At 36.8% G+C, this 20200-nt stretch carries 20 protein-coding genes; 11 read left to right on the top strand and 9 right to left on the bottom strand.

The window, feature by feature from the left end; all coding sequences use genetic code 11:
* The first annotated feature begins 3 nt into the window (after positions 1 to 3).
* From FBR08_RS00960 to FBR08_RS00935, 6 genes are all read left to right on the top strand, one after another.
* Positions 4 to 462, top strand: coding sequence for a hypothetical protein (locus FBR08_RS00960; protein WP_158960755.1), 459 nt, complete (start codon positions 4 to 6; stop codon positions 460 to 462).
* 53 nt (positions 463 to 515) lie between these two features.
* The gene (locus FBR08_RS00955) at positions 516 to 1091 is read left to right on the top strand and encodes a helix-turn-helix domain-containing protein (RefSeq protein ID WP_158960752.1); all 576 of its coding nucleotides are present in this window, start codon (positions 516 to 518) and stop codon (positions 1089 to 1091) included.
* Positions 1092 to 1271: 180 nt separating this feature from the next.
* The gene (locus FBR08_RS00950; RefSeq protein WP_158960748.1) at positions 1272 to 1775 is read left to right on the top strand and encodes a DUF2938 domain-containing protein; all 504 of its coding nucleotides are present in this window, start codon (positions 1272 to 1274) and stop codon (positions 1773 to 1775) included.
* 73 nt (positions 1776 to 1848) lie between these two features.
* Complete coding sequence (locus tag FBR08_RS00945; protein WP_158960745.1) at positions 1849 to 2808, top strand: helix-turn-helix domain-containing protein; 960 nt, start codon at positions 1849 to 1851, stop codon at positions 2806 to 2808.
* Positions 2809 to 3101: 293 nt separating this feature from the next.
* Positions 3102 to 3884: an N-acetyltransferase gene (locus tag FBR08_RS00940; protein ID WP_158960742.1), complete on the top strand. Its 783-nt coding sequence runs from the start codon at positions 3102 to 3104 to the stop codon at positions 3882 to 3884.
* Between the two features lie 108 nt (positions 3885 to 3992).
* On the top strand, positions 3993 to 5675 hold the full coding sequence (locus FBR08_RS00935; RefSeq protein WP_158960739.1) for an alpha/beta hydrolase-fold protein: 1683 nt from the start codon (positions 3993 to 3995) through the stop codon (positions 5673 to 5675).
* Positions 5676 to 5699: 24 nt separating this feature from the next.
* Here FBR08_RS00935 and FBR08_RS00930 read toward each other — a convergent pair whose 3' ends face one another.
* A complete protein-coding gene (locus tag FBR08_RS00930) occupies positions 5700 to 6176 on the bottom strand; it encodes an OsmC family protein (protein WP_158960736.1) in 477 nt (158 codons plus the stop codon).
* A 171-nt stretch (positions 6177 to 6347) separates the two neighbouring features.
* On the opposite strand from FBR08_RS00930, the gene FBR08_RS00925 reads away from it, so the two are divergent.
* Positions 6348 to 8816, top strand: coding sequence for a YfhO family protein (locus FBR08_RS00925; RefSeq protein WP_158960734.1), 2469 nt, complete (start codon positions 6348 to 6350; stop codon positions 8814 to 8816).
* A 101-nt stretch (positions 8817 to 8917) separates the two neighbouring features.
* On the opposite strand, the gene pstB is transcribed toward FBR08_RS00925, so the two are convergent.
* From pstB to FBR08_RS00895, 6 genes are all read right to left on the bottom strand, one after another.
* Entirely contained in the window at positions 8918 to 9664 is a 747-nt protein-coding gene (gene pstB, locus FBR08_RS00920) for a phosphate ABC transporter ATP-binding protein PstB (protein WP_158960731.1), read from the bottom strand.
* Positions 9654 to 10511 (bottom strand): phosphate ABC transporter permease PstA, encoded by an 858-nt coding sequence (gene pstA, locus FBR08_RS00915; protein WP_158960728.1) that lies wholly within the window; start codon positions 10509 to 10511, stop codon positions 9654 to 9656. The genes pstB and pstA overlap by 11 nt, the downstream gene beginning before the upstream one ends.
* Positions 10501 to 11391, bottom strand: coding sequence for a phosphate ABC transporter permease subunit PstC (gene pstC / locus FBR08_RS00910; protein WP_158960725.1), 891 nt, complete (start codon positions 11389 to 11391; stop codon positions 10501 to 10503). The genes pstA and pstC overlap by 11 nt, the downstream gene beginning before the upstream one ends.
* Positions 11381 to 12163, bottom strand: coding sequence for a substrate-binding domain-containing protein (locus FBR08_RS00905; RefSeq protein WP_233266184.1), 783 nt, complete (start codon positions 12161 to 12163; stop codon positions 11381 to 11383). Before FBR08_RS00905 ends, pstC begins: the two co-directional genes overlap by 11 nt.
* Positions 12164 to 12443: 280 nt before the next feature.
* Positions 12444 to 13334 (bottom strand): hypothetical protein, encoded by an 891-nt coding sequence (locus FBR08_RS00900; RefSeq protein ID WP_158960719.1) that lies wholly within the window; start codon positions 13332 to 13334, stop codon positions 12444 to 12446.
* An 84-nt stretch (positions 13335 to 13418) separates the two neighbouring features.
* A complete protein-coding gene (locus FBR08_RS00895) occupies positions 13419 to 13790 on the bottom strand; it encodes a hypothetical protein (protein WP_158960716.1) in 372 nt (123 codons plus the stop codon).
* A gap of 179 nt (positions 13791 to 13969) precedes the next feature.
* On the opposite strand from FBR08_RS00895, the gene FBR08_RS00890 reads away from it, so the two are divergent.
* A complete protein-coding gene (locus FBR08_RS00890; RefSeq protein WP_158960713.1) occupies positions 13970 to 14305 on the top strand; it encodes a type II toxin-antitoxin system HigB family toxin in 336 nt (111 codons plus the stop codon).
* Positions 14302 to 14664: a helix-turn-helix domain-containing protein gene (locus FBR08_RS00885; protein WP_158960710.1), complete on the top strand. Its 363-nt coding sequence runs from the start codon at positions 14302 to 14304 to the stop codon at positions 14662 to 14664. Before FBR08_RS00890 ends, FBR08_RS00885 begins: the two co-directional genes overlap by 4 nt.
* A 75-nt stretch (positions 14665 to 14739) precedes the next feature.
* Here FBR08_RS00885 and FBR08_RS00880 read toward each other — a convergent pair whose 3' ends face one another.
* Positions 14740 to 16746, bottom strand: a complete 2007-nt coding sequence (locus tag FBR08_RS00880; protein WP_158960707.1) for a hypothetical protein — start codon at positions 16744 to 16746, stop codon at positions 14740 to 14742.
* A gap of 380 nt (positions 16747 to 17126) precedes the next feature.
* On the opposite strand from FBR08_RS00880, the gene FBR08_RS00875 reads away from it, so the two are divergent.
* Positions 17127 to 18167 (top strand): alpha/beta hydrolase family protein, encoded by a 1041-nt coding sequence (locus FBR08_RS00875; RefSeq protein WP_158960704.1) that lies wholly within the window; start codon positions 17127 to 17129, stop codon positions 18165 to 18167.
* 164 nt (positions 18168 to 18331) lie between these two features.
* Entirely contained in the window at positions 18332 to 18805 is a 474-nt protein-coding gene (locus FBR08_RS00870; protein ID WP_158960701.1) for a hypothetical protein, read from the top strand.
* Positions 18806 to 18872: 67 nt separating this feature from the next.
* Here the strand turns inward: FBR08_RS00870 and FBR08_RS00865 are convergent, their stop codons facing one another.
* Positions 18873 to 19994, bottom strand: coding sequence for a hypothetical protein (locus FBR08_RS00865; RefSeq protein ID WP_158960698.1), 1122 nt, complete (start codon positions 19992 to 19994; stop codon positions 18873 to 18875).
* Between the last annotated feature and the right edge of the window lie 206 nt (positions 19995 to 20200).

The following is a 20200-nucleotide window of genomic DNA, read 5'->3' as shown; positions in this document are numbered from 1 at the left end:
AAAATGAAAGCAATTAAAATTACAGTAGTTCTGGCGTTAAGTGTATTCGCCATTGCTTGTGGAGAAAAACAAAAAGAAGGAAATCAACAAGCAGAAGCCGCATTAGAACAGGTGAAGGAAGAGATGAATCAAAATAGGGGAGAGCCTGTTGCTCCTTCAGCAAAATACAAAAAAGGAGCTGTCGTTCCCAAAGAATTAGTGTGTATGGTTAATGATGCATTCATGGGAAAAGAACAACTAAAAGTAGAACATGAGGGTAAGGTGTATTATGGCTGTTGCGCGATGTGTCAATCTCGTATCCCAGAGGATGAGACAGTACGCCTAGCTAAAGATCCTTTCACTTTAGAAACAGTAGATAAAGCTGAAGCTTATATTGTCATGATAGGAGACAATGGTGAGGTTGCTTATTTTAAAAATGAAGCGAATTACCAACAATTTGTAGCAGAGGCTCAGGTTAATTAATTTGTTTCATAGGGAAGTAGTTCGTACTTCTACTTCCCTATATTTTTTGAAGTATGGATCACCATTTAATTTTATATGTAAAAAACATGGTTTGTCCGAGGTGCGTAACCTTGGTTGAACAAGAATTACTGAAGGTACACGTAAGAGCAAAAGTTGTTCGCTTGGGAGAAATTGAATTAGTTACCCCTTTAGATCAACAAGTAAAAGAACAAATAAAAGAGCGATTGCGTCAGGTGGGATTTGAAGTTTTACAAGATGCCAACCAAATTATTGTCGAACAAGTGAAAACCAAAATTATTGAATATGTTCAGCACAAGCATATTTCCCATTTGAATTTATCCGATTATTTAGCTTCAACCTCTTCGCTGAACTATGCGCGAATTGCGCGATTATTTGTAGCACAAACCGCATTGACCATTGAGAAATACTATATTTTACAGCGAATTGAAAAAGTGAAAGAATTGATTTCCTATTGTGAATTATCCCTAGATGAAATTGCCCAGCAATTGCATTATAAAGATGCAAGTCACATGAGCAAGCAGTTTAAAAAAATAGTCGGAATTGCACCTTCAATTTATCGAAAGAATAAACGGTTTGAACGAAAGTTTTTAGATCATATTATTACTTAATTACTTAATTACTGAATGCTATGCAGGTACCTTGTATAGCTTGCTAGTTTGTTGACGAAAAAGAGGACCTTGGACAGTCCTCTTTTTTATTTGCTGTGATTTGTCCTGTTTTTACTCCCATTCGGATCCATCCTATCCCCCTGTCATGTCCTAGTTTTGTATTAAATAAAAAAGATTAGGATGAATACAATACTACACGTTATCGTTTTTTCAATTTTTATCGGCGTAAGTGCAACTATTTTTATGGATTTATACGCCCTTGTACTCAAAAAAGTATTTCAGATACCCTCCCTTAATTATGCCTTTTTAGGAAGGTGGATTGGCCATTTTAGACAAGGTGTTTTTCGCCATGCCAACATTATGCAAGCCACTCCTGTTGCAGGTGAAAGAGCGATTGGATGGGTAGCCCATTACCTGATTGGTATTACCTTTGCCTTTGTACTCTTGCTTATTTGGGGAGTGGAATGGGGGTATGAACCGAGTTTGATTCCCGCTTTGTCAGTTGGAATTCTCACCACCGTAGCTCCATTTTTTATGATGCAACCAGCCTTTGGTTTTGGCATAGCAGCCTCTAAAACGCCCCAGCCAAAAACAGCGCGCATACGCAGTTTACTGACGCATACGATATACGGAATCGGATTGTATCTTGGCGGTGTTCTACTGCAGGTCATACTTGGGTATTAATCAGAAAAATCAAAGAAGAAGGGGAGAAGAAGTCAAAAGTTGTTACTATCTTTAAATGAAACAAAGGCAAAGCATGAAAACTGAAGCTAATATCAAGGAAATACAAACACTAGAAGATTTTAAATCCCTGTATTTTTCAGATCAAGAAGGCAATATCATTTGTGAAGAATGTTGTACCCTCGCTTATCAAGCGGGAGTAGGTTTTTTAGAAATATTTACCCTTGAAAATCTGTCCCAATTGCCCACTTTTACCGAAGGAAAACAAACGCGTAAGCAGTTTTATACGATGATACTCATCACCCAAGGACAAGTAGAAGAAGTGATTGGTTATACCAAGTATGTGTTTGCAGCAGGCGCTATGTATTTTATCGGAGAAAATCAACTGCATCATATTCAGCGTTGGAGTGAAGAGGTAAAGGGATTTATGTGTTTGTTTGATTCGGATTATTTCCTCTTGTGCTTAAAACATCAAATTAAGCTCAATAACTTTCCTTTCTTTCAATTTGGACAAAAACCTTTTGTCAATTTGTCTGAGCGAGAAGTAGTGATGATGAAACACTTGTTTTGGAAATTGAACAATGAAAAATGTCAAAAGCAAACGTTTAATGACGATTTACTCGTTCGGATGTTTTTGAATATCATTTTATTAGAAGCAGAACGCATATACAACCACAAAAAAGTAGAAACGCCTTTTGTGCTGTCACGTAAAGAACAATTGGTTGCGCGTTTCCAACTTTTAGTAAATCAAAAAATAATAGATTTGAAGCAAGTGAACGAATATGCCGCTTTATTGCACGTTCACCCGCATTATCTCAATGATGTTGTCAAGGAAATGACCAACCATCCCGCAAGTTATTACATTCAAAAACAGCTCCTAGATGAAATCAAATCCCGATTAATCCAAACCAATGATACTATAGCGATTATAGCTGGTAATTTGAACTTTACGGAGGAATCTTATCTCGGTCGATTTTTTAAGAAACACGTAGGCATTACTCCAATTCAATATCGAAAAAAGCACAAGCAACATTAGCTAAAAAAGGAGAAAAAATAATCTAGTTTTTCTCCTTCTTTAGCTGTGATATGTAGGGGGTAACAAGAGAAAAGTGCAGGTGTTAAAGCAAGTTAAGGATTTGCTTTTTAGGGGATTAAGAAGGGAGTTCTTGTTTGACGTTACGTTTAAGCACAAAGCAGTTGTTTTGTACCTTTTTTAGTAAGCTAGAGTTGATTTTGCCATTTAATTCTTGTGTTGCATGGTATATTTGATGTACTTTTAATAGGAATTAAACTCGCTTATATTAGCAGTTCTAACCAACGTTTAACGGAATGGAGAAATTTATTGTATTAGACCAGGCAAATGTGAATCAAGAGCATATTTGTTGTGCTATTTCGGATAAGAAATGCAGGGAGGGCTATCAATTAAAAAAGGATTGGCTCAAAAGAGAAATGGACAACGGCTACGTATTTAGACGTTTAGATGCGAGAGCGAAAGTGTTTATGGAATATGGGCCTGCAGCTATGGGGTGGGTTCCTATAACAGCACCCGATTATCTTCTGATTAATTGTTTTTGGGTCTCTGGACAATACAAAGGGAATGGCTATGCCAAGCAGTTGTTGCAACTGGCAATTGATGATGCCAAGGAAAGAGGGTATAAAGGATTAGTTACCGTAGTGGGAACCCAAAAATTTCACTTTATGAGTGATACCAAGTGGTTGTTGAAACACGGATTTACAACGGTAGAACAAACGAGTTCTGGTTTCAGTTTATTAGTTTTAAAATTTGAAGGAGAGGCAAAAGACCCTCAATTTAATGCTTGTGTACAAACGGGGAATTGCAAAGAAACAACGGATGTAACGGTCTATTACTCCAATCGTTGTCCCTTTTCAGAATTACACGTTCAGCATATTTTGAAGGAAACAGTAAAAAAACGCAATTTATCCCTCACTATTATTAAATTGGAAAGTAGAGAACAAGCACAACAAGCACCCAGTCCAGCAACTATTTTTAGTTTATTCTATCAAGGAAAGTTTATAACAACTGATTTAAGTATTTGTTTAGATAGTCGCTTTGATAAAATAGTAGAAAAGATAGTAAGAGAATGGAAATGAATGGAAATGAATGGGAGACTGTTGATTTAGGGTTAGGAAGTTCAGCAGCATCAACTCTAAAATACTCGTTTTTTAGTATATTTAAAGATTATGAAAAATAAGCATAGCATGAAACAGTGTGTTATTTGGATGGCTCTTATTTGTGGTACTGTTGGAATGGCACAAGAGACTTATTCCCATTGGGTAGCTCGTGCAGAAGCTAGACTTGAGCTAGAAGAGGAATCAAGCCAAAAAGAAGCCTTGTTATATTACCAAAAAGCATTTACCCAATTTCCGGATAGCATAGCAGTCGAAGATGTATACGAAGGTGTTATTCTGGCTGCATCTCTTCAAGAAAAAGACTTGGCTTTTAGTTATTTAAATCAACTCTTAGGGGATAAAAAAGACGGCAATGGATTTCCAGGTTGGAGAAATATCACCCACCAAGATGCCATAGAGGAGTGCAAGAATCTTTTGGATGACCCGCGTTGGCAGGTTGTTGTGAAGGCAGCTACAAAACAAAAAGAACAAGTTGAACTTGCTTTAAAAAGAGAAGAAGAGGCTTTTTTTCAAACGAAGTTACAGGTACTGTATGCACCTGAGAATGGAAAAGAGGTATATGAACAACTTAAGAATGAACTTGTGTTTCTGCCCAAAGCGCAACGCGATTATTCCTTGAGTTTTCAATTAAACGACTCAACTAAGACGTCCTATTTCATTCACTTACCCAAAAATTACAATCCCACGAAATCGTATCCCCTGTTGTTCTTTTTACACGGAGCTGTTCGATACAGTTCTTTACTCGATTTTCAAACAGCGGAATTGAATCTGGGAGGTTGGAATCGCTACTACACCAAATACGCCGATCAACACGATGTGATTCTCGTGTTTCCCCGTGCAAATAAACAGTACAATTGGATGACTTCAGACGAGGGATTCTTTATGATTCCAACGATATTGAAGCGCATAAAAAGTGCAATTAATATTGATGATGATAAAGTATTTCTAGCGGGGCACTCCAATGGTGCAACGGGAGTTTTTTCCTATTTGATGAAGAATGCAACACCTTTTGCAGGCTTTTACGGATTTAATACGCATCCTAAAGTATTTACGGGAGGTACGTTTGTAGCGAATATAAAAAATCGAAATTTTATCAATTTCTCAACGGATCAGGATTACTATTATCCACCCAATGCCAATGATGATTTTACAGCCCTGATGAACCAAATAAAGGCCGATTATAAAGAAGTGCGCTATGCGGGATTTCCCCATTGGTTTCCTGAGTTTGACGAATCGGAACCCGCTTATCAAATTCTATTTGCCGATTTGATGCAGCGAAAACGAGAAACGTTTCCTTCTTCCTTGACTTGGGAGTTTGATGATGAGGCCAATGGCAGCATGGATTGGTTACAAGATATTAAATTAGATACGTTAGCACCCAAAGCCAATTGGCAATCCTCCTCGAATTTTAAAATCACAAAATGGTTGGAGTATGGAGAAGATGACGATGATACCCTGAAAGAAGTAGTGGTTGATGAAGATGCTTTTGATTTTCCACGGGCCTCAGGTAAAATTGTAGCGGAGTATAAAAACAATGTATATCGCATCAAAACGTCTCGTATTAAGTCTTTTGCCCTTGCTATTTCTCCAGAGATGATCGATGTAAAGAAAAAGGTGAAGGTCTATGTCAACGACCAATTGTACTACAACAGTAAAGTTACGTATGATGGCGTCTTTACCCTTAAAAACTTTGTGAAAAACAAGGATCGAAAAAGATTGTGGATTAATTTAATTCCAATTGAACTAAAATAGGAAGGAGGCCATGGCCTCCTTTTTTTATGCTTTGTTTTTTACGACTATCGTTGGTTGATGGTGAACAGGAAAATTAACCGAATTTGCAATAAAGCAACATTCATTCGCCTTTTTGTGTAAAGCTAAGGCTTGTGCCACCATGTCTTGACTTTGAACCGTTACGGTAGGATGTAGCGTTACTTCGATAAAGCGCCCTTTGCCATCTTGTTCTTCGATCATTGTTCCCGTAGCTGTATCTGTATAGGCTTCAACAATAATTTGATTGACCGAACAAAAGTGTAAATACCACAACATATGGCAGGAGGCAAGAGAAGAAAGAAATAAATCTTCGGGATTGTGTTTGGTGGTATCCCCTCGAAATGCCGGATCAGAAGAACCAGCTAACTGCGGTTTACCCTCAATTTGAATCGTATGACTGCGTTCGTAATGCGTATAATGATCCGTTCCGCTACCTTGATTACCCGTCCAATCGATTGTAGCGCGGTAGTGATGTTCTTTCATGTGTGTACTTGTTTAGTGCTGATTTAAAGTGGGTTTGCTTTTATCAAGAAAAAGTCAAGATAAATATAGGAAAATGTTCGATGTAAGTCGAGATGAAAAATAATATGTCAGAGGAGTTAACAGGAGATAGGTTCGAATATTTTATATTTGATGTATTATTTATATAAAATTATGAAAAAAGCCTACGGATATATCCCTCATGTTTTAGCGTTTTTTGGTTTTATTTTGATTGCCTTGCTGTATTTTTCTCCTGTGATGGAGGTCAAAACGATCTATCAATCAGATATAGCGCAATATATAGGCATGTCGAGTACGCAGAAAGATTTTAGTTTAGAAGAAGGCGTGGAGTTGTATTGGACAGATAATTCTTTTTTGGGCATGCCCACCTATCAATTGGGAGCGGATTATCCCTATAATTACATCAAAGAACTAGATCGTACGATTCGATTTTTACCTCGACCAGCGGATTATTTATTCTTGTATTTGCTTTGCTTTTATGTCCTATTGCTTACGTTGAGGGTCAAACCGCTAAAAGCTTTTTTTGGGGCCTTAGCTTTTGGGTTTTCAACGTATTTGATTATTATTTTTGGAGCTGGACACAATGCCAAAGCACATGCTATTGCGTATATGCCTTTGGTTATAGCCGGAATTATACTTGTTTTTCGAAAGCGCTATTTCTTAGGTGGTGTACTCACTACCTTAGCTGTTGCACTAGAAATACAAGCCAATCACTTTCAAATGACGTATTATTTGTTGTTTGTCCTTTTCTTTTTAGGGCTGTATTACGCAATTAAAATTGCAAAAGAACAAGATTATAAGCATTTAGCTCGATCAATAGGTATACTTGTTGTAGCTGCTGTATTAGCTTTAGGAACTAATGCGACGAGTCTGTTGGCAACCGCTGAGTTTTCTTCGTTTACCATTCGCCATAAAAGTGAATTAACTTTTAACCCAGACGGTTCAACCAACAATACACAATCAGCCATGAACTATGACTATATTACGGAATATAGCTATGGTATTGGCGAAAGCTTAAATCTTATTTTTCCAAGATTATTCGGAGGAGGGATGGCTGAAGATGTGGGAGAAGATTCAGTTTTATATCAATATGCCATTAATCAAGGGGCTCTGCCAAGTGATGCAAGAGATTTTGTATCCAAAGTACCTTTGTATTGGGGAGATCAACCTATCGTAGAAGCCCCGGCCTATATCGGAGCTATCGTTTTTTTTCTCGCCGTTTTGTGTTTCCTTGCAGATAAGCGAAAGATCAAATACGTTTTTCTTGCTAGTATTGTAGTAACGCTCTTCTTGTCCTGGGGAAAAAACTTTCCTTGGTTGACGAATTTATTTATTGACTATGTGCCTTTATACGATAAATTTAGAGCGGTTTCTTCTATTCAAGTTATCGTGGAGCTGTGTATGCCTATCCTCGCTATTATGGGCTTGCAAACCTATTTTAAATTAGCACCACAAGATCAGAGCAAATACTTACTTCAGAGCGGTGGTGTTTTTTTTGCTTTAGTCGTTGTCCTTTGGTTGGGAAAACAAGGATTTAGCTTTACTTCTTATCGCGACCAAATGTATGTGCAAACAGAACAAGGACGCGCCTTTTTAACAGAGTTGATCAAAGAAAGACAACGCGTGTATACTAGCGATTTACTGCGTTCTTCTCTATTTGTTGGCGCTGTTATCGTTGCGCTGTTCATGGTGTCTAAAAAGTATCTATCTGTTGTGGTTGCTACTGTTATCGTAGGGGGATTCATGGTGACCGATTTAGTGCTTATAGACCGTAACTACGTGAATGACGATAATTTTGTCACTTCTTATGAGATGAGTGTTCCCTTTAAAATGAGCAAAGCAGATGAATATATCCTCCAAGATAAAACATACTATCGCGTATATAACCCTCAAGGACGCTTACAAGCCAGAACCAATTTCTTCCATAAATCAGTGGGTGGTTATAGTGCGGTTCGACCACAAAAGGCAGATCAAGTATTCCTTTATCAGGTAGAACCTCAATTGCATACGCTAATCGGCCATATCAATCCAGAGACCTTGACTTTAGAAGAGAGTCTCCCCGTATTAGATATGCTCAATGTCAAATATCTGATTTTAGAAACAGAAGATAGAGAGGAAGTGCCTGTGGTCAATCCTGGAGCAAATGGTCCTGTGTGGTTCGTTCAATCTTTGAAAGTAGTTGAAACCGCTGATGATGAAATGAAAGCGTTGGCTACTTTAGACACAAAAAGAGAAGCAGTGGTCAATGGAACCAAGTTTGCTGAAATAACAAAACAAACCGCTTTTGTCGTTGATTCAACAGCAACAATTACGCGAAGTGCCCATCGTCCAGATCAGTTGGAGTATGAAGTAAACAATGAACACGAGGGATTTGCCGTATTCTCAGAGGTGTATTATCCAAAAGGATGGAATGCCTATCTCGATGGTCAACTTATTCCGCATTATGAAGTGAATTATTTATTGCGCGGATTGCCAATCCCAGCGGGAAAACACAAGTTGGAATTTAAATTTGAACCAGAGGTCATTCAAAGGGGAACGACAATCACGTTACTTACTTTAGTAATGGGACTATTACTTTTTGGTTTGGCTATTTTATATCAATACAAAAAAGGGAAAAAATAAAACAACAAAAGGCAACTCATATTCAAAAGAGTTGCCTTTTCTTATACTTGTTTATTTACGACTACAGATGGTTTATGTTGAATAACAAAACGCACTTGTTTTTACCCAAACACCCCATTGATGTAATTCTTCGTCATTTCGTGTTTCGGATTTTCAAAAATATCTTGGGTTAAACCACTTTCTTTTACTTCTCCTAAATACATGAAATACGTTTGATCTGCGATGCGTTGGGCTTGTTGCATATTGTGCGTCACAATGGCAATGGTGTATTTCTCTTTTAGATGAAGAATTAATTCCTCAATTTTAATCGTACTCACTGGATCTAATGCCGAACAAGGCTCATCCATTAAAATAACTTCTGGACGCAGCGCCACGGCTCTGGCAATACAAAGGCGTTGTTGTTGTCCTCCTGATAAACGATGCGCAGGCATTTTTAAATCGTCCTTTACTTCATCCCATAAGAAGGCCTCTGTCAACGCTTTTTCAATCACACTTTTGTCGTGCGGAAGGTTGTTTATTTTCAAACCGTAAGCAATATTGTCATAGATGCTCTTCGGAAAGGGATTTGCCTTTTGAAACACCATTCCAATGCGTTTTCTAATTTCTGTTACGGGTATATTTTTTGCATAGATATCTTGATCTTCTAATTGGATTGTTCCCTGAATTTTAGCATAAGGAACCAAGTCGTGCATGCGATTAAAGCTGCGCAATAACGTACTTTTTCCACATCCAGAAGGACCAATTAAAGCGGTAATTTTATTTTCTTCAAATTGTACACTTACATTCTTTAAAACGTGTTTGCTTCCAAAGCTAATGTTTAAGTTGTTCGCTGATAATTTAGTTTTCATTTTTTCTGAATTTATAACGGATATAAAATGCGCTTAAGTTTAATAAAAACACCACAAGAATTAAGATTAAAGCTGTTCCATAAGCAATCGGTCTTACTTCATCAATGGATTGGTGTTGTGTAGATAACATATATAAGTGATACGGAAGTGCCATAAACTCTTGGTTGATGTATCCGTTGGTATCGCTGATGTAAAAGGCGGCTCCCGTAAATAGGATGGGAGCGGTTTCTCCAGCTGCTCTTGACAGGGTAAGTACAACACCTGTTAAAATACCTGGAACAGCAGAAGGAATTACCACGTCTTTAATGGTTTCAAATTTAGTAGCACCCACAGCCAAAGCCGCTTCTCTGGTACTGTTGGGAATTTGCATTAAAGCCTCTTCTGTGGTGGTGATAATGTACGGAAGAGACAGTAGACCTAAGGTCAATCCCGCTGCCAGAAGGGAAGTTCCCAATTGAAGGGTTTGCACAAATAAAGCCAATCCAAACAAACCGTATATAATAGAAGGTACACCCGATAAATTTCGAATAGCTGCACGAATGATACGCGTTAACCAGTTGTTTTCCGCATATTCATTCAAATAGATTGCACAACATACACCAAAGGGAATACTGAACAAGGCCGTGATGAGTGTAATGAGTACAGTTCCAATGATTGGAGTTAAAATTCCCCCTTTAGTCATTCCTTCTTTAGGAACGCTAGAGATGAATTCCCAAGAGATACTTCCTGCTCCTTTGCTGACAATTTCCAAGAGGATAACAACCAAGAAAAAGCAAACGATAAGCGTTGTTCCAACAAGGGTTCCCCATTCAATGATAGAAGATAATTTAAATTTATTAAGCTGCATGGTATTTTCTTAATCGGTTGATAAAATATTCACCTACAAGATTCGCTATTAAAGTCATGAAAAACAGTACTGTAGCTAAGGCGTATAATCCGTAGTAGTGCGTGGTTTGGTAGGGTACTTCACCCATTTCAATGGCGATTGTTGCGGTCATGGTTTTTACCGAATCGAAGAATCCAGACGGAATTAAGGCGGCATTACCTGTAGCCATTAACACGGTCATTGTTTCTCCAATAGCGCGACCTACCCCCAACATAATCGCTGAGATAATACCAGGAGCAGCTGCGGGAATAATCACTTTTCGCAGGGTTTGCCACTTGGTTGCTCCAACGCCATAACTCGCTTCTTTATAGGTTTTAGGTACGGCGTGAATCGCATCTTCTGCAATGGTGATAATGGTTGGCAAAGCCATAACAGCAAGTAGAATGGCGCCGTTTAATGCATTTAATCCGTTGGGTAATCCAGCCATATCGGCTAAACCTGGACTTACGACAACAATACCAAGAAATCCAATCACAACAGAAGGAACAGCAGCTAACATTTCAATCGCTGGTTTTAAAATGTTTTTCAATCGCGTACCGGCATATTCAGAGATAAAAGCAGCCGTACCAATGCCCAAAGGAATAGCAATTAACATGGCTCCAAAAGTGACAAGCGTTGTGCTCAAGATTAAAGGAAGCATCCCATAAGCTGGCGTTTTGGCTGTCGGATTCCATTCCATACCCGTGATGAAATCAAGGGGCTTTACAGCTGCAAAAAAGGAAAAAGAATTGTAAATTAACAAGGCTAAAATTCCGCCTAACAAACAAAGGACTAAAAGCCCTGTCGCTTTAAAGATATATTGAAAGACAATATCTAAACTTATTCTAACTTTATATTTCATTTTGTGGTCGTTCTATGATGTAATACCCGTGATCCTTAATCAATTGTTTACCTGTTTCGCTACTTTCAAAATCGATAAAGGGCTTTACCTTTTCCCAAGAGTCTTCCAAAATAAATTGATACAAGGGGCGCTGAAAAAAGTAGAGACTATTATTGATAGCATGTGAGTCAATCGGAGAATAGGCAATTGAAGAAGCAGTTTCTTTGATGCTGAGAATTTTTACCGTCGGATTCGTTGCTGTTTCATGAGAAATATAACCCGCGCCAACATAGCCAATACCCGATTTGTCCGTTTTGATTCCCTCGAGGATTTGAGCATTCCCGGTCATCTCCTTGGCCGCATTTGAAAATTCTATTTTGAGTTTTTTCTTGATAAAAGAGTGAGTACCTGAACTACTCTGACGCCCGTAAATGTTGATGGGAAGATCAATGGAAGTCAGCTGATTCCAATTGGTGATTTCCCCTTTCATGATTTTGGCTAGTGTTTCTAAATCAATTACTTCGAGAGGAAGATCCTTGTGTACCACAAAAGCAGTTGCATCTTCTGCAAAAATTACCGTGCGTACTTTGATGTTCTTGTCTTCGAATTGTTGGATTTCTTTATCAGATAAAGGACGAGAAGAGTTCGCAATATCCGCTTGACCATTTAACAAAGAGGTAATTCCGATTCCCGATCCACCACCGGAGATTGCAATACTAAAATCGGCATCCACTTCTGTGTATTTCTCTGCTAAGTTTACCGCGAGGTTTACTTCTGTATCCGATCCCTTCATCTTGATCGAATGGTTCTTGTCTCCACAGGAAAATAGTAGGAAAGACGAGAAAATAAGCAGACTTTTTTGTGTAAGAATGTATAGCTGTTTCATTACCACAAAAAACATCGTTTACTTTGAAGTAAAAGTTACTACAATGTTATCAATAGGTTAACGATGTATTGAAAATGTGAGAATGGTAATACAGTATTCTCATAGTCGTTAAATGAGCGATTTTCGTAGATATAAAAGTGATGTGATACGATAGCTAGAAGATAAGCCCTTATAAAATAGAGTAAAGCTATTGAACGACAGTCAAAATGTGATTTACGATTTCGTGATTAATCCCTAATTTTCCACGCCAAGCCGAAAGCGGGAAATTCACTTCTGTTCGGTGGTTTGGTGCCTCTTGATGGAGTTGTTCTTCCCAAGCGCGTACTTGATGATAAGGAGAGAAACGGTGTAGCATACTGTAATCCTCAACGAGTTTGTTGTTTAAGATGCCTAAAGCAGCTAAAATACGCAACAACCAAGTTCTGGAGGTGCTATTGCTATTAGGAAGTATTTTCGCTTTGGAAATTCGTTGTAATAAATCTGTAGGTGTTTCCTTTTCAGTCGCTTGTTCTATGCAGGCAATCAGCTTTTTAAAAACCGCTATATCGTCCTTACTCGCTTTTATCGAATCAAAGGTTGAGATTTCTTTCAGATCCAAAAGCGTTTCCGTATAACCGCCAATGCGACAATAGCCGATATACAAATCATACAAGTTCTTCCCTTCATTTTCCCAATTATCTTTGGGTAACCCACATATTTTACAAGGATTTCGAAAGGCGTCTTCCTCAAAAGGTTCAAAATGATGATCGGGGAGATGCTTCGCATACCCATAACTAATTATAGGCTGTAAGCCGCGATGAAATCCAGTGCCAATGGCTTGGATAAATAAGTGGTAGATTTTAGCCTCTAGTCCCTCTTGATTGACGATTGTTCTCAGATTCTGAACAACCTGATTGTGTTGGTAATGTTCGATTTGATTTACTTCGTAGCCACTAGCAGCTAATAGGGAAAGGTCTTTTTCTTTTACATTATCAGGTTGTAGTTGATACGTATACACCTGTTTATCGGAATCATACGCGACTGTATTTTGGTGTAAATAAACTTTAGAGAGTATCTTGATTAGTTTTGGATCGATCATAGGGATTGGGTTGTGCTGTAGGTAAGGCTAAAGTAATTGAAATCGGTGGAGTAGGAGTATAAAGGAAAGGTGTTTCCTTCGCGTTTATTTTAATGTATTCTGATATTTTTTTCTTTTAAAGCCGTTGTAGTCTTCAATGATAATACCATGGTCCGTTTTAAAATAGATGGAATCTGAATCTTTGCTCTTTATTACGGAGTCGCCAATTTTTAGTTGATCAAATAGGGTTCTTTGAATCCTTAATTCTGGACCATTGTGGAGGTATATCGTATTTGCCCGTGTTGGGTTTTTATCTAATTTATCTTGTACCGTTGCTTTAAATTCTACTTTTCTGAAGTTGAAATAATCACTTTTGATAGGATAATTTGTAGAAGTAAACCAGATGAATACCCCAAAGATGATAGCAAAAATGCTAAGTATAATAAATCGTGGCTTTGCGAAAGTATCATCTTTCATTGGATCTCTTATTTGTTCCTTTTTTTTTAGCTTACAACTTTTATTATTCGGTTGGAGGCATTTTTCTTTTCTGCTAAATTAATAAAATGCAAGTTGAAATGAAGATTACTCGCATTAAATTTTAGTATGCGTAGGAAACAAAAGTTTTCTATTTGCAAACTTTTGTTTAAATTTGATCTATGAAAATCTTAGTTAAGAAAACAATTCTATTTTATATCACTAAATATCCAGTGGCAGAAATTCCGCTCTTAGTTTGGTATAATGAATTTTCAAAACATACGTTTAAGAATTTTAATGAATTAAAGCGCGTTTATGGAAATGCAAGTATTGTGAATAATAACAGGGTTGTTTTTAATATCAAAGGCAATGATTTTCGCTTGGTAGTTTCGATAAATTTTGTGCAAGAAGCATGTTATGTCATTTGGTTTGGATCACATCAGGAGTATGATAAGATTAAGGTGGAGACGATTACTTTTGACACCACAATTTTAATAGGTAAAAAGGAAAAAGAATGAATTGGAAAGTATTGAAAACAGAAGAAGATTATACTAAAGCTTCTATGCGTATGATGGAAATTTTTCATGCAGAACCAAACACACCTAAAGGGGATGAGTTGGAGTTGTTATTGGTTTTAGTTAAGGATTATGACGAAAGAAATTATCAGTTACCTGAACTAGATGCGCTTGAAGTTATTAAATATAAAATGCAGGAAAAAGGATTGAAAGCAAAAGATTTAGAATCCATTATTGGAACTAAAGGTCACGTTTCTGCTGTTCTTTCAGGAAAGAGAGAAATCACCTTAAAAATGGCCCAAAAGCTAAAGGATTATTTGAGTATTCCTGCGGAAGTATTTCTACATAAAGCGGAATCATAGGGTTGTGCTTTATACCATTCAATTTTAGCGTTAAGTAGTGGTTGGGATGGTTTTAGAAGCACAAGATATGCCTATTTAGCTATCGCTTGAATAAGCAAAGGAAACAGGTTCAGGATGATCCTCTTTGAGATAATCCTGGGAGGCTAAATAGTTCATCCAAGAAACGGCTCTTTTTCTTGGACTACAAGCATACATGTGATTGGACATGCACAATTTTGTGGGGTAACCCAACGAAGTTTGGAAGTGTAATTCTAGAAGCTTAAGAATAGCGTATACTCCATTGTCGCTAGTTCCACCATTACTGCCTACCAAAGGATCACTTGAGTCATATTTCAAAATGGTGTAAATTTTATCAAAATCCAATTGCCCGTTAGCCGCTGTAAAATCAATACCGGCTTGGGTTAAATAATGGTGATACAGTTGATATTCACTTAAGGTCATATACTGTTTTAAAAAATCTTGTCTTACTTTTTTTTGCTTAAAATTTCCAATAAAAGAGAAACCAAAATCTCGATTCATAAACGAATACAGTAAATCCGGGTCTAATGTCATTGGTTTTATCGCTAGAAGAACTTCTTCCAATTGATTATAATGCACCTTAGAAAGCAGAAGGATAAGACTTTTCTGATATGCCTCGCGGTTCTTTATGTTCTTTTTGATACTATCTAAAGAAGTAGTAAAATTCAGCGGTTGACTCTGATAATTTCCACTCCATTCTGTTGTAGTTAATTCAGTGTATTGAACAGGAACATCACATTGTTGTATCGCTTTTTCGATTTGTTTTTGTATGGTTTGATGTTCTGTCGACAAAGAAGTTAGATAGGTTTTTGCCCCATTTGGATTACCCGTGAATTTCAATAGGTAGTTGTTGCCATAACCAACAATACCCAGCTGTTTATACAAAGTTGATTTCAATACGTAAGTCTCTAAATATAACGGATGTTGTAGTAGTTTCTCCCAGTTTTTAGAATAAAATTTATCTAAAATTCGACCTGTTGAGTTACGAAGCTGCCCATTCTCTTCTTCAATCAAACACCAATATTCAAAAGAAGTGATATTGTCTAAGGTGAGTTCATCAATTAAACGATTCTCTAGGGCTCTGCGTGCTTTAAAAGTTAATTCAGATTGCAGTAGTTGAATATCTGCTAGTAGCGCAGGACTCCCTTTAAAATCAATATGGTTCTTTTTCGCATAAGCTGTTAATTGAACCAATTGTTTGATAAAAGAGTAGGGAAAGGTTGGTAGAACATGATCATTGGTTCTTGTAGAAACTAACAAAGGTTTGTATTGTTCAACTAAGGTTGTTATTCTATCCGAGTCGGCCTGACTAAGTTGAATAAAAGAATTCAACGCAACAACATCATTGTTGCTGGAAAGTTCATCAAACCAATTATTTTCTTTCGTTGTTGGATGGATGTTTGCTTTACTATTTTCAAAGTAGTTTTTTTCTTTATTCCAATGATATTCTTGGTAGTGAGTAGCAAAATAGATTACCAAGTTAAGTGCTGAGGTTTCATCGTACTCATGCTCTATATAATAGTTTAGTTTTCCATGATCATCAGGTACAGCGATGTTAGAATGGGTTAATAGGCGAAGTAAATCTGCTATAGCATCTACATCATCATAAAGGTTTCTGTTCTGTAAGAGTAAAGAGGCTAAATACACTAAAGATTTTGGATCTCTTTGCTGAATTAATCCTTTTATCGGAGTAGACTTTAGTTTTTTGTCTTTTAAAAGCTTGCTTCTGTTTATTTCTAAGGATTTTAATTTTACGTCAGAGAGGGCAAATAGATGATAGTCTGTTTTCCTTTGTTCAAAAGGTGTAATCATAAAGGCATGAGTCAAATCAGAATAAGCAATACGATGCTTATTTGTATGTAAGAAATCTCTAAATTGTTGCGTGGTAGTGGTTGAGTCAATCACTATCTCATGATCTAAAAAAAAGGAATTTTCTTGTATTATATTTTTAGCAAGATTAGCTTCATTCGTCTTCATTATCCTATTGATGAAGATTGTGTTTATCGGCTCTTTGTGATCGAAATATTCTGCTATGTCTACAAGGGCTTGAAAATCTCCTTGCATAATGCTAGCTTCCAACTCTTTTATTCTAGGGTTTACATTTGAAATGATTCTCTGCGCACTTATAGTGTTTGAGAAGAGAAGAATAAGGAATAACAGTGTTCTTATGTTGAAAGATGAAGGAAACTTTTGTTTTGATCTTGGATTACTCATACTGATGTTTAGTACATCTAGTGCATTTAGTTGTTGAGGTAGTATGTTCATAGCGAAAACCACAATAAAGATTCTAGGCTAAGATAAGCAACATTGCGGTCTTACGGGGAGTATAAAAAAGAAATCCATATGTTAAATTAAACATAACCCTTCTGATTATTAGGTTGGGTTTAATTAAGTTTATTTCTCTATAGAGTGAAATAAGTATGAATCAAATTAAATATTTAACTATGAAGATACAATATCTTGGAGCTTTTCTTTTGCTAACGACCTTTTGTTTTGGACAAAATATGTGTGTTGGACCCGAAGCCTTTGTCCCTAGAAAAGACAACTATTCTTTTTCCACGATCAATTTTAATGTACCTGCATTTGATTATAGACAAAAAATGGACAGTGTGTCTTTTGAAGGAAGTTTAATCCTTCCCAAAGATGGTTTTGATAAAGTTGTGATTATTAAACCCGGAACGGGCTATAATACGCGTAATACTCATAGCCCTTTAGCTGAAGCTTTATTGGATAATCATACCGCTGTGTTTCGATATGATGAACGTGGAAAAGGAAATTCTAAAGGAGAAGGAGGAGGTGATATGACTTACACAGTTACCATGATGGGAGAAGAGTTGGTTAGTGCGTTTAATATGGTAAAGAAACATCCAGATTTACAAGGAAAAAAAATAGGGATTATCGGTCATAGTCTAGGGGGTATAGCCGTTCTAGAAGCCTTAGAACATGAGATTAATCCAGATTTTTTAGTGCTTTTTGCTGCACCCGTTGTTACAGGTAAACAACTATTCCTCTATCAATTACAACACAGTGAAAATGGATTTAATGATTACTTTCTCTATGATACACTCGAAGAAAAACAGAAAGTATGTTCGGAGTTAATTGATTTTTACCTCGCCAATCAAAAAGAAAAAAGCTTTTGGAAAGTGTACAAAAAAGAAGCAAAGAAACTCGGTTATACAAAGAAAAGATATGCTACTCATTTTCGTTTTTTGCTTGGTGGTGGTTTAGATCGTGATTTAGTGTCAAAAGATCGTATTGATTGGTTGAAAAACACAACTATACCCGTCTTTTATATGATTGGTGCGGAGGACGTACTTGTCGATCCAGTAGCAAATACAACACGTTTAAATAACCTAGCTAATCCCGCAATATCAGCGACCGTATTAGAGGGGGAAAACCACTTTTTTTCTGATGGAGAAAGTACGCCTTATGCAATACACGAACAACCGAAACAAAAAATTGTGGAGTGGATTGTCAAGCAATAACAAAAAGGGTTTCGTCCTTTTTGAAGCGCCCTGTGTTCATTTGAAAAATTCAACTAAATTAGTATAGTTATTCAGTCGGCTTTTTAGTGTTTACTGAGAAGGGAAATAGAAGGAATAACAATCGTATTGATCCTCTTACTAACTTTGAACCTATAAAAATCAAAATGAAAAATAGCTTAAAAACCGTTGTAGTGCCTCTTACTTTTCTTGTGTTACTACTCGTAACGGCATGTAGTGATGACGATTGTTCAGGTATCGCCAATTCCATACCGCCTCATGAAACAATAGTGCTTCAATTTATTGATCAAGAGGGAAAAGAAGTTCTTTTGGATACTAAATTAGTTAGCTTCACCGCTACGGATCCAAATGAAAAGATAGCGTATTTGGGAACTTCTTCTTTTTCTGGTTTTTTAGTTGGTCATACCAAACCTGTGCGATCGAATCAGCTTGATATCACCTATAAGAAGGAGGATATACTAACACTAAATTACACCAAAGAAAAGCGCAGTAGTTCATGTCATGGCGATCATTATTTTATACAGGATATCGCAATCAAGAGTTTATCCGAAAACTACAAGATAGAGAGCCAAAGTGAAGGGACAATGCATTTTGCTTTTGTTATTCGCGTGATGGAGTAAAAAAAATAGTTGGTGTGCGGTTTTTAAAAGCGTACGGCGTCTATAGACGCCGCATTTTTATTGAATCTTAGAAATCTTCTCGCTTTAAATTCATTTGAATCGTATCTTTATACAAGATCATGTTCCATTGCATCACGTTATCCTTCAAATGGTTAATCTCCACTGGAATCGTATCGGGTTGATGTAGATTCATTTCGTAGGATATAACTTTAAAATTCTGGTCGTTTTCCTCGTGATGGTACTTCATAAATATCGACATGCTATCCACATACATATAGGGATTGGTACAATAATACATTTTTCCTCTTTCTTCAATATAGAGTGTTTTCCACGCTAAGGTATCGTGTAGCCAATCATTTTCTGCTACTAATTTTCCATTGCGGATCATTTCTGTAACTTTCCATTTTCCAAAATACTTTTTAGAGCGATGTACATCATAATTATAGTACATAATAAATACTAAAGGAATCAGCACACACAATATACGCGCAATTGATCGGAAGAAAGGAGTCCCTATGGAAGGTAATTTACTTTGGTATTGCTTAAAAAAGTGGATGATATCAACTTTAAGCTGTAGAAATAAAACAAGCAAACCAAAGGTGATGAGGAGCGATGTAAACAGTGTTATGGGGCCAATGCCATAAAAAATATTAATCAAAACAATGTTGAGCATAACCGGTAAAAGGATCGTAATCCCCAATAAAAGGGTGCGTTTGAATAATAAAAGAACGCTGCCTATTATTTGAAAAAGGGCTAGTATTACTGCAAGTCCGTACGAATATCCATAATATTTCCACGTTAATTCTTGTCCCGTTAATGCGCCGGTTAAGGAATCATTGATGTGGTAGGAATAATTAAAATTAACCTCAAATATTTTTTGAAACCCAAAATCCAAAAGTAAAAATGCAATCCAATAACGCAGTAAGACCGAAAGCCGAGTCGTACATTTTATCGAGTTAAACGCGTTTTTCTTCTCTTTTCTGTGCCAATAAAAAGAAAACCCAATAGAAAAAAGAACCGACAGTCCTAAGGCAGAAAAACCTAAAGGAAGTATAAGCTGCGAAAGTTTATAGGGTAAAAGAGGGGCAATGATAAAAAGGGCCGTATTGATACTACCCACAATCGCTAAAAAGGATAACGAAAATTTAGAAAACCAGTTGGTCTTGTTTAACTCTTCCGTTGTACGCATAGATTTAATTCATTAAGATTTACAATTTCTGCTTGTACAATAGCATACTCAGCAGTATTTTATTACAAAATAAAAGACGTAAGAGTTTCATTAAACTACCTGTATTCGTACGACGTTAGATTTGGTGCTAATATAGATTATTTTTCGCTAAATTAGATATTTAGTAAAAAATTCTTATAGAAAGTAAAGAAGAGTAGGGTATAATG

The organism is Myroides fluvii, from assembly GCF_009792295.1.
Taxonomy (GTDB): Bacteria; Bacteroidota; Bacteroidia; order Flavobacteriales; family Flavobacteriaceae; genus Flavobacterium; species Flavobacterium fluvii_A.
The sequence above is the reverse complement of the archived record's forward strand: the minus strand, read 5'-3'. Positions and strand labels throughout refer to the sequence as shown.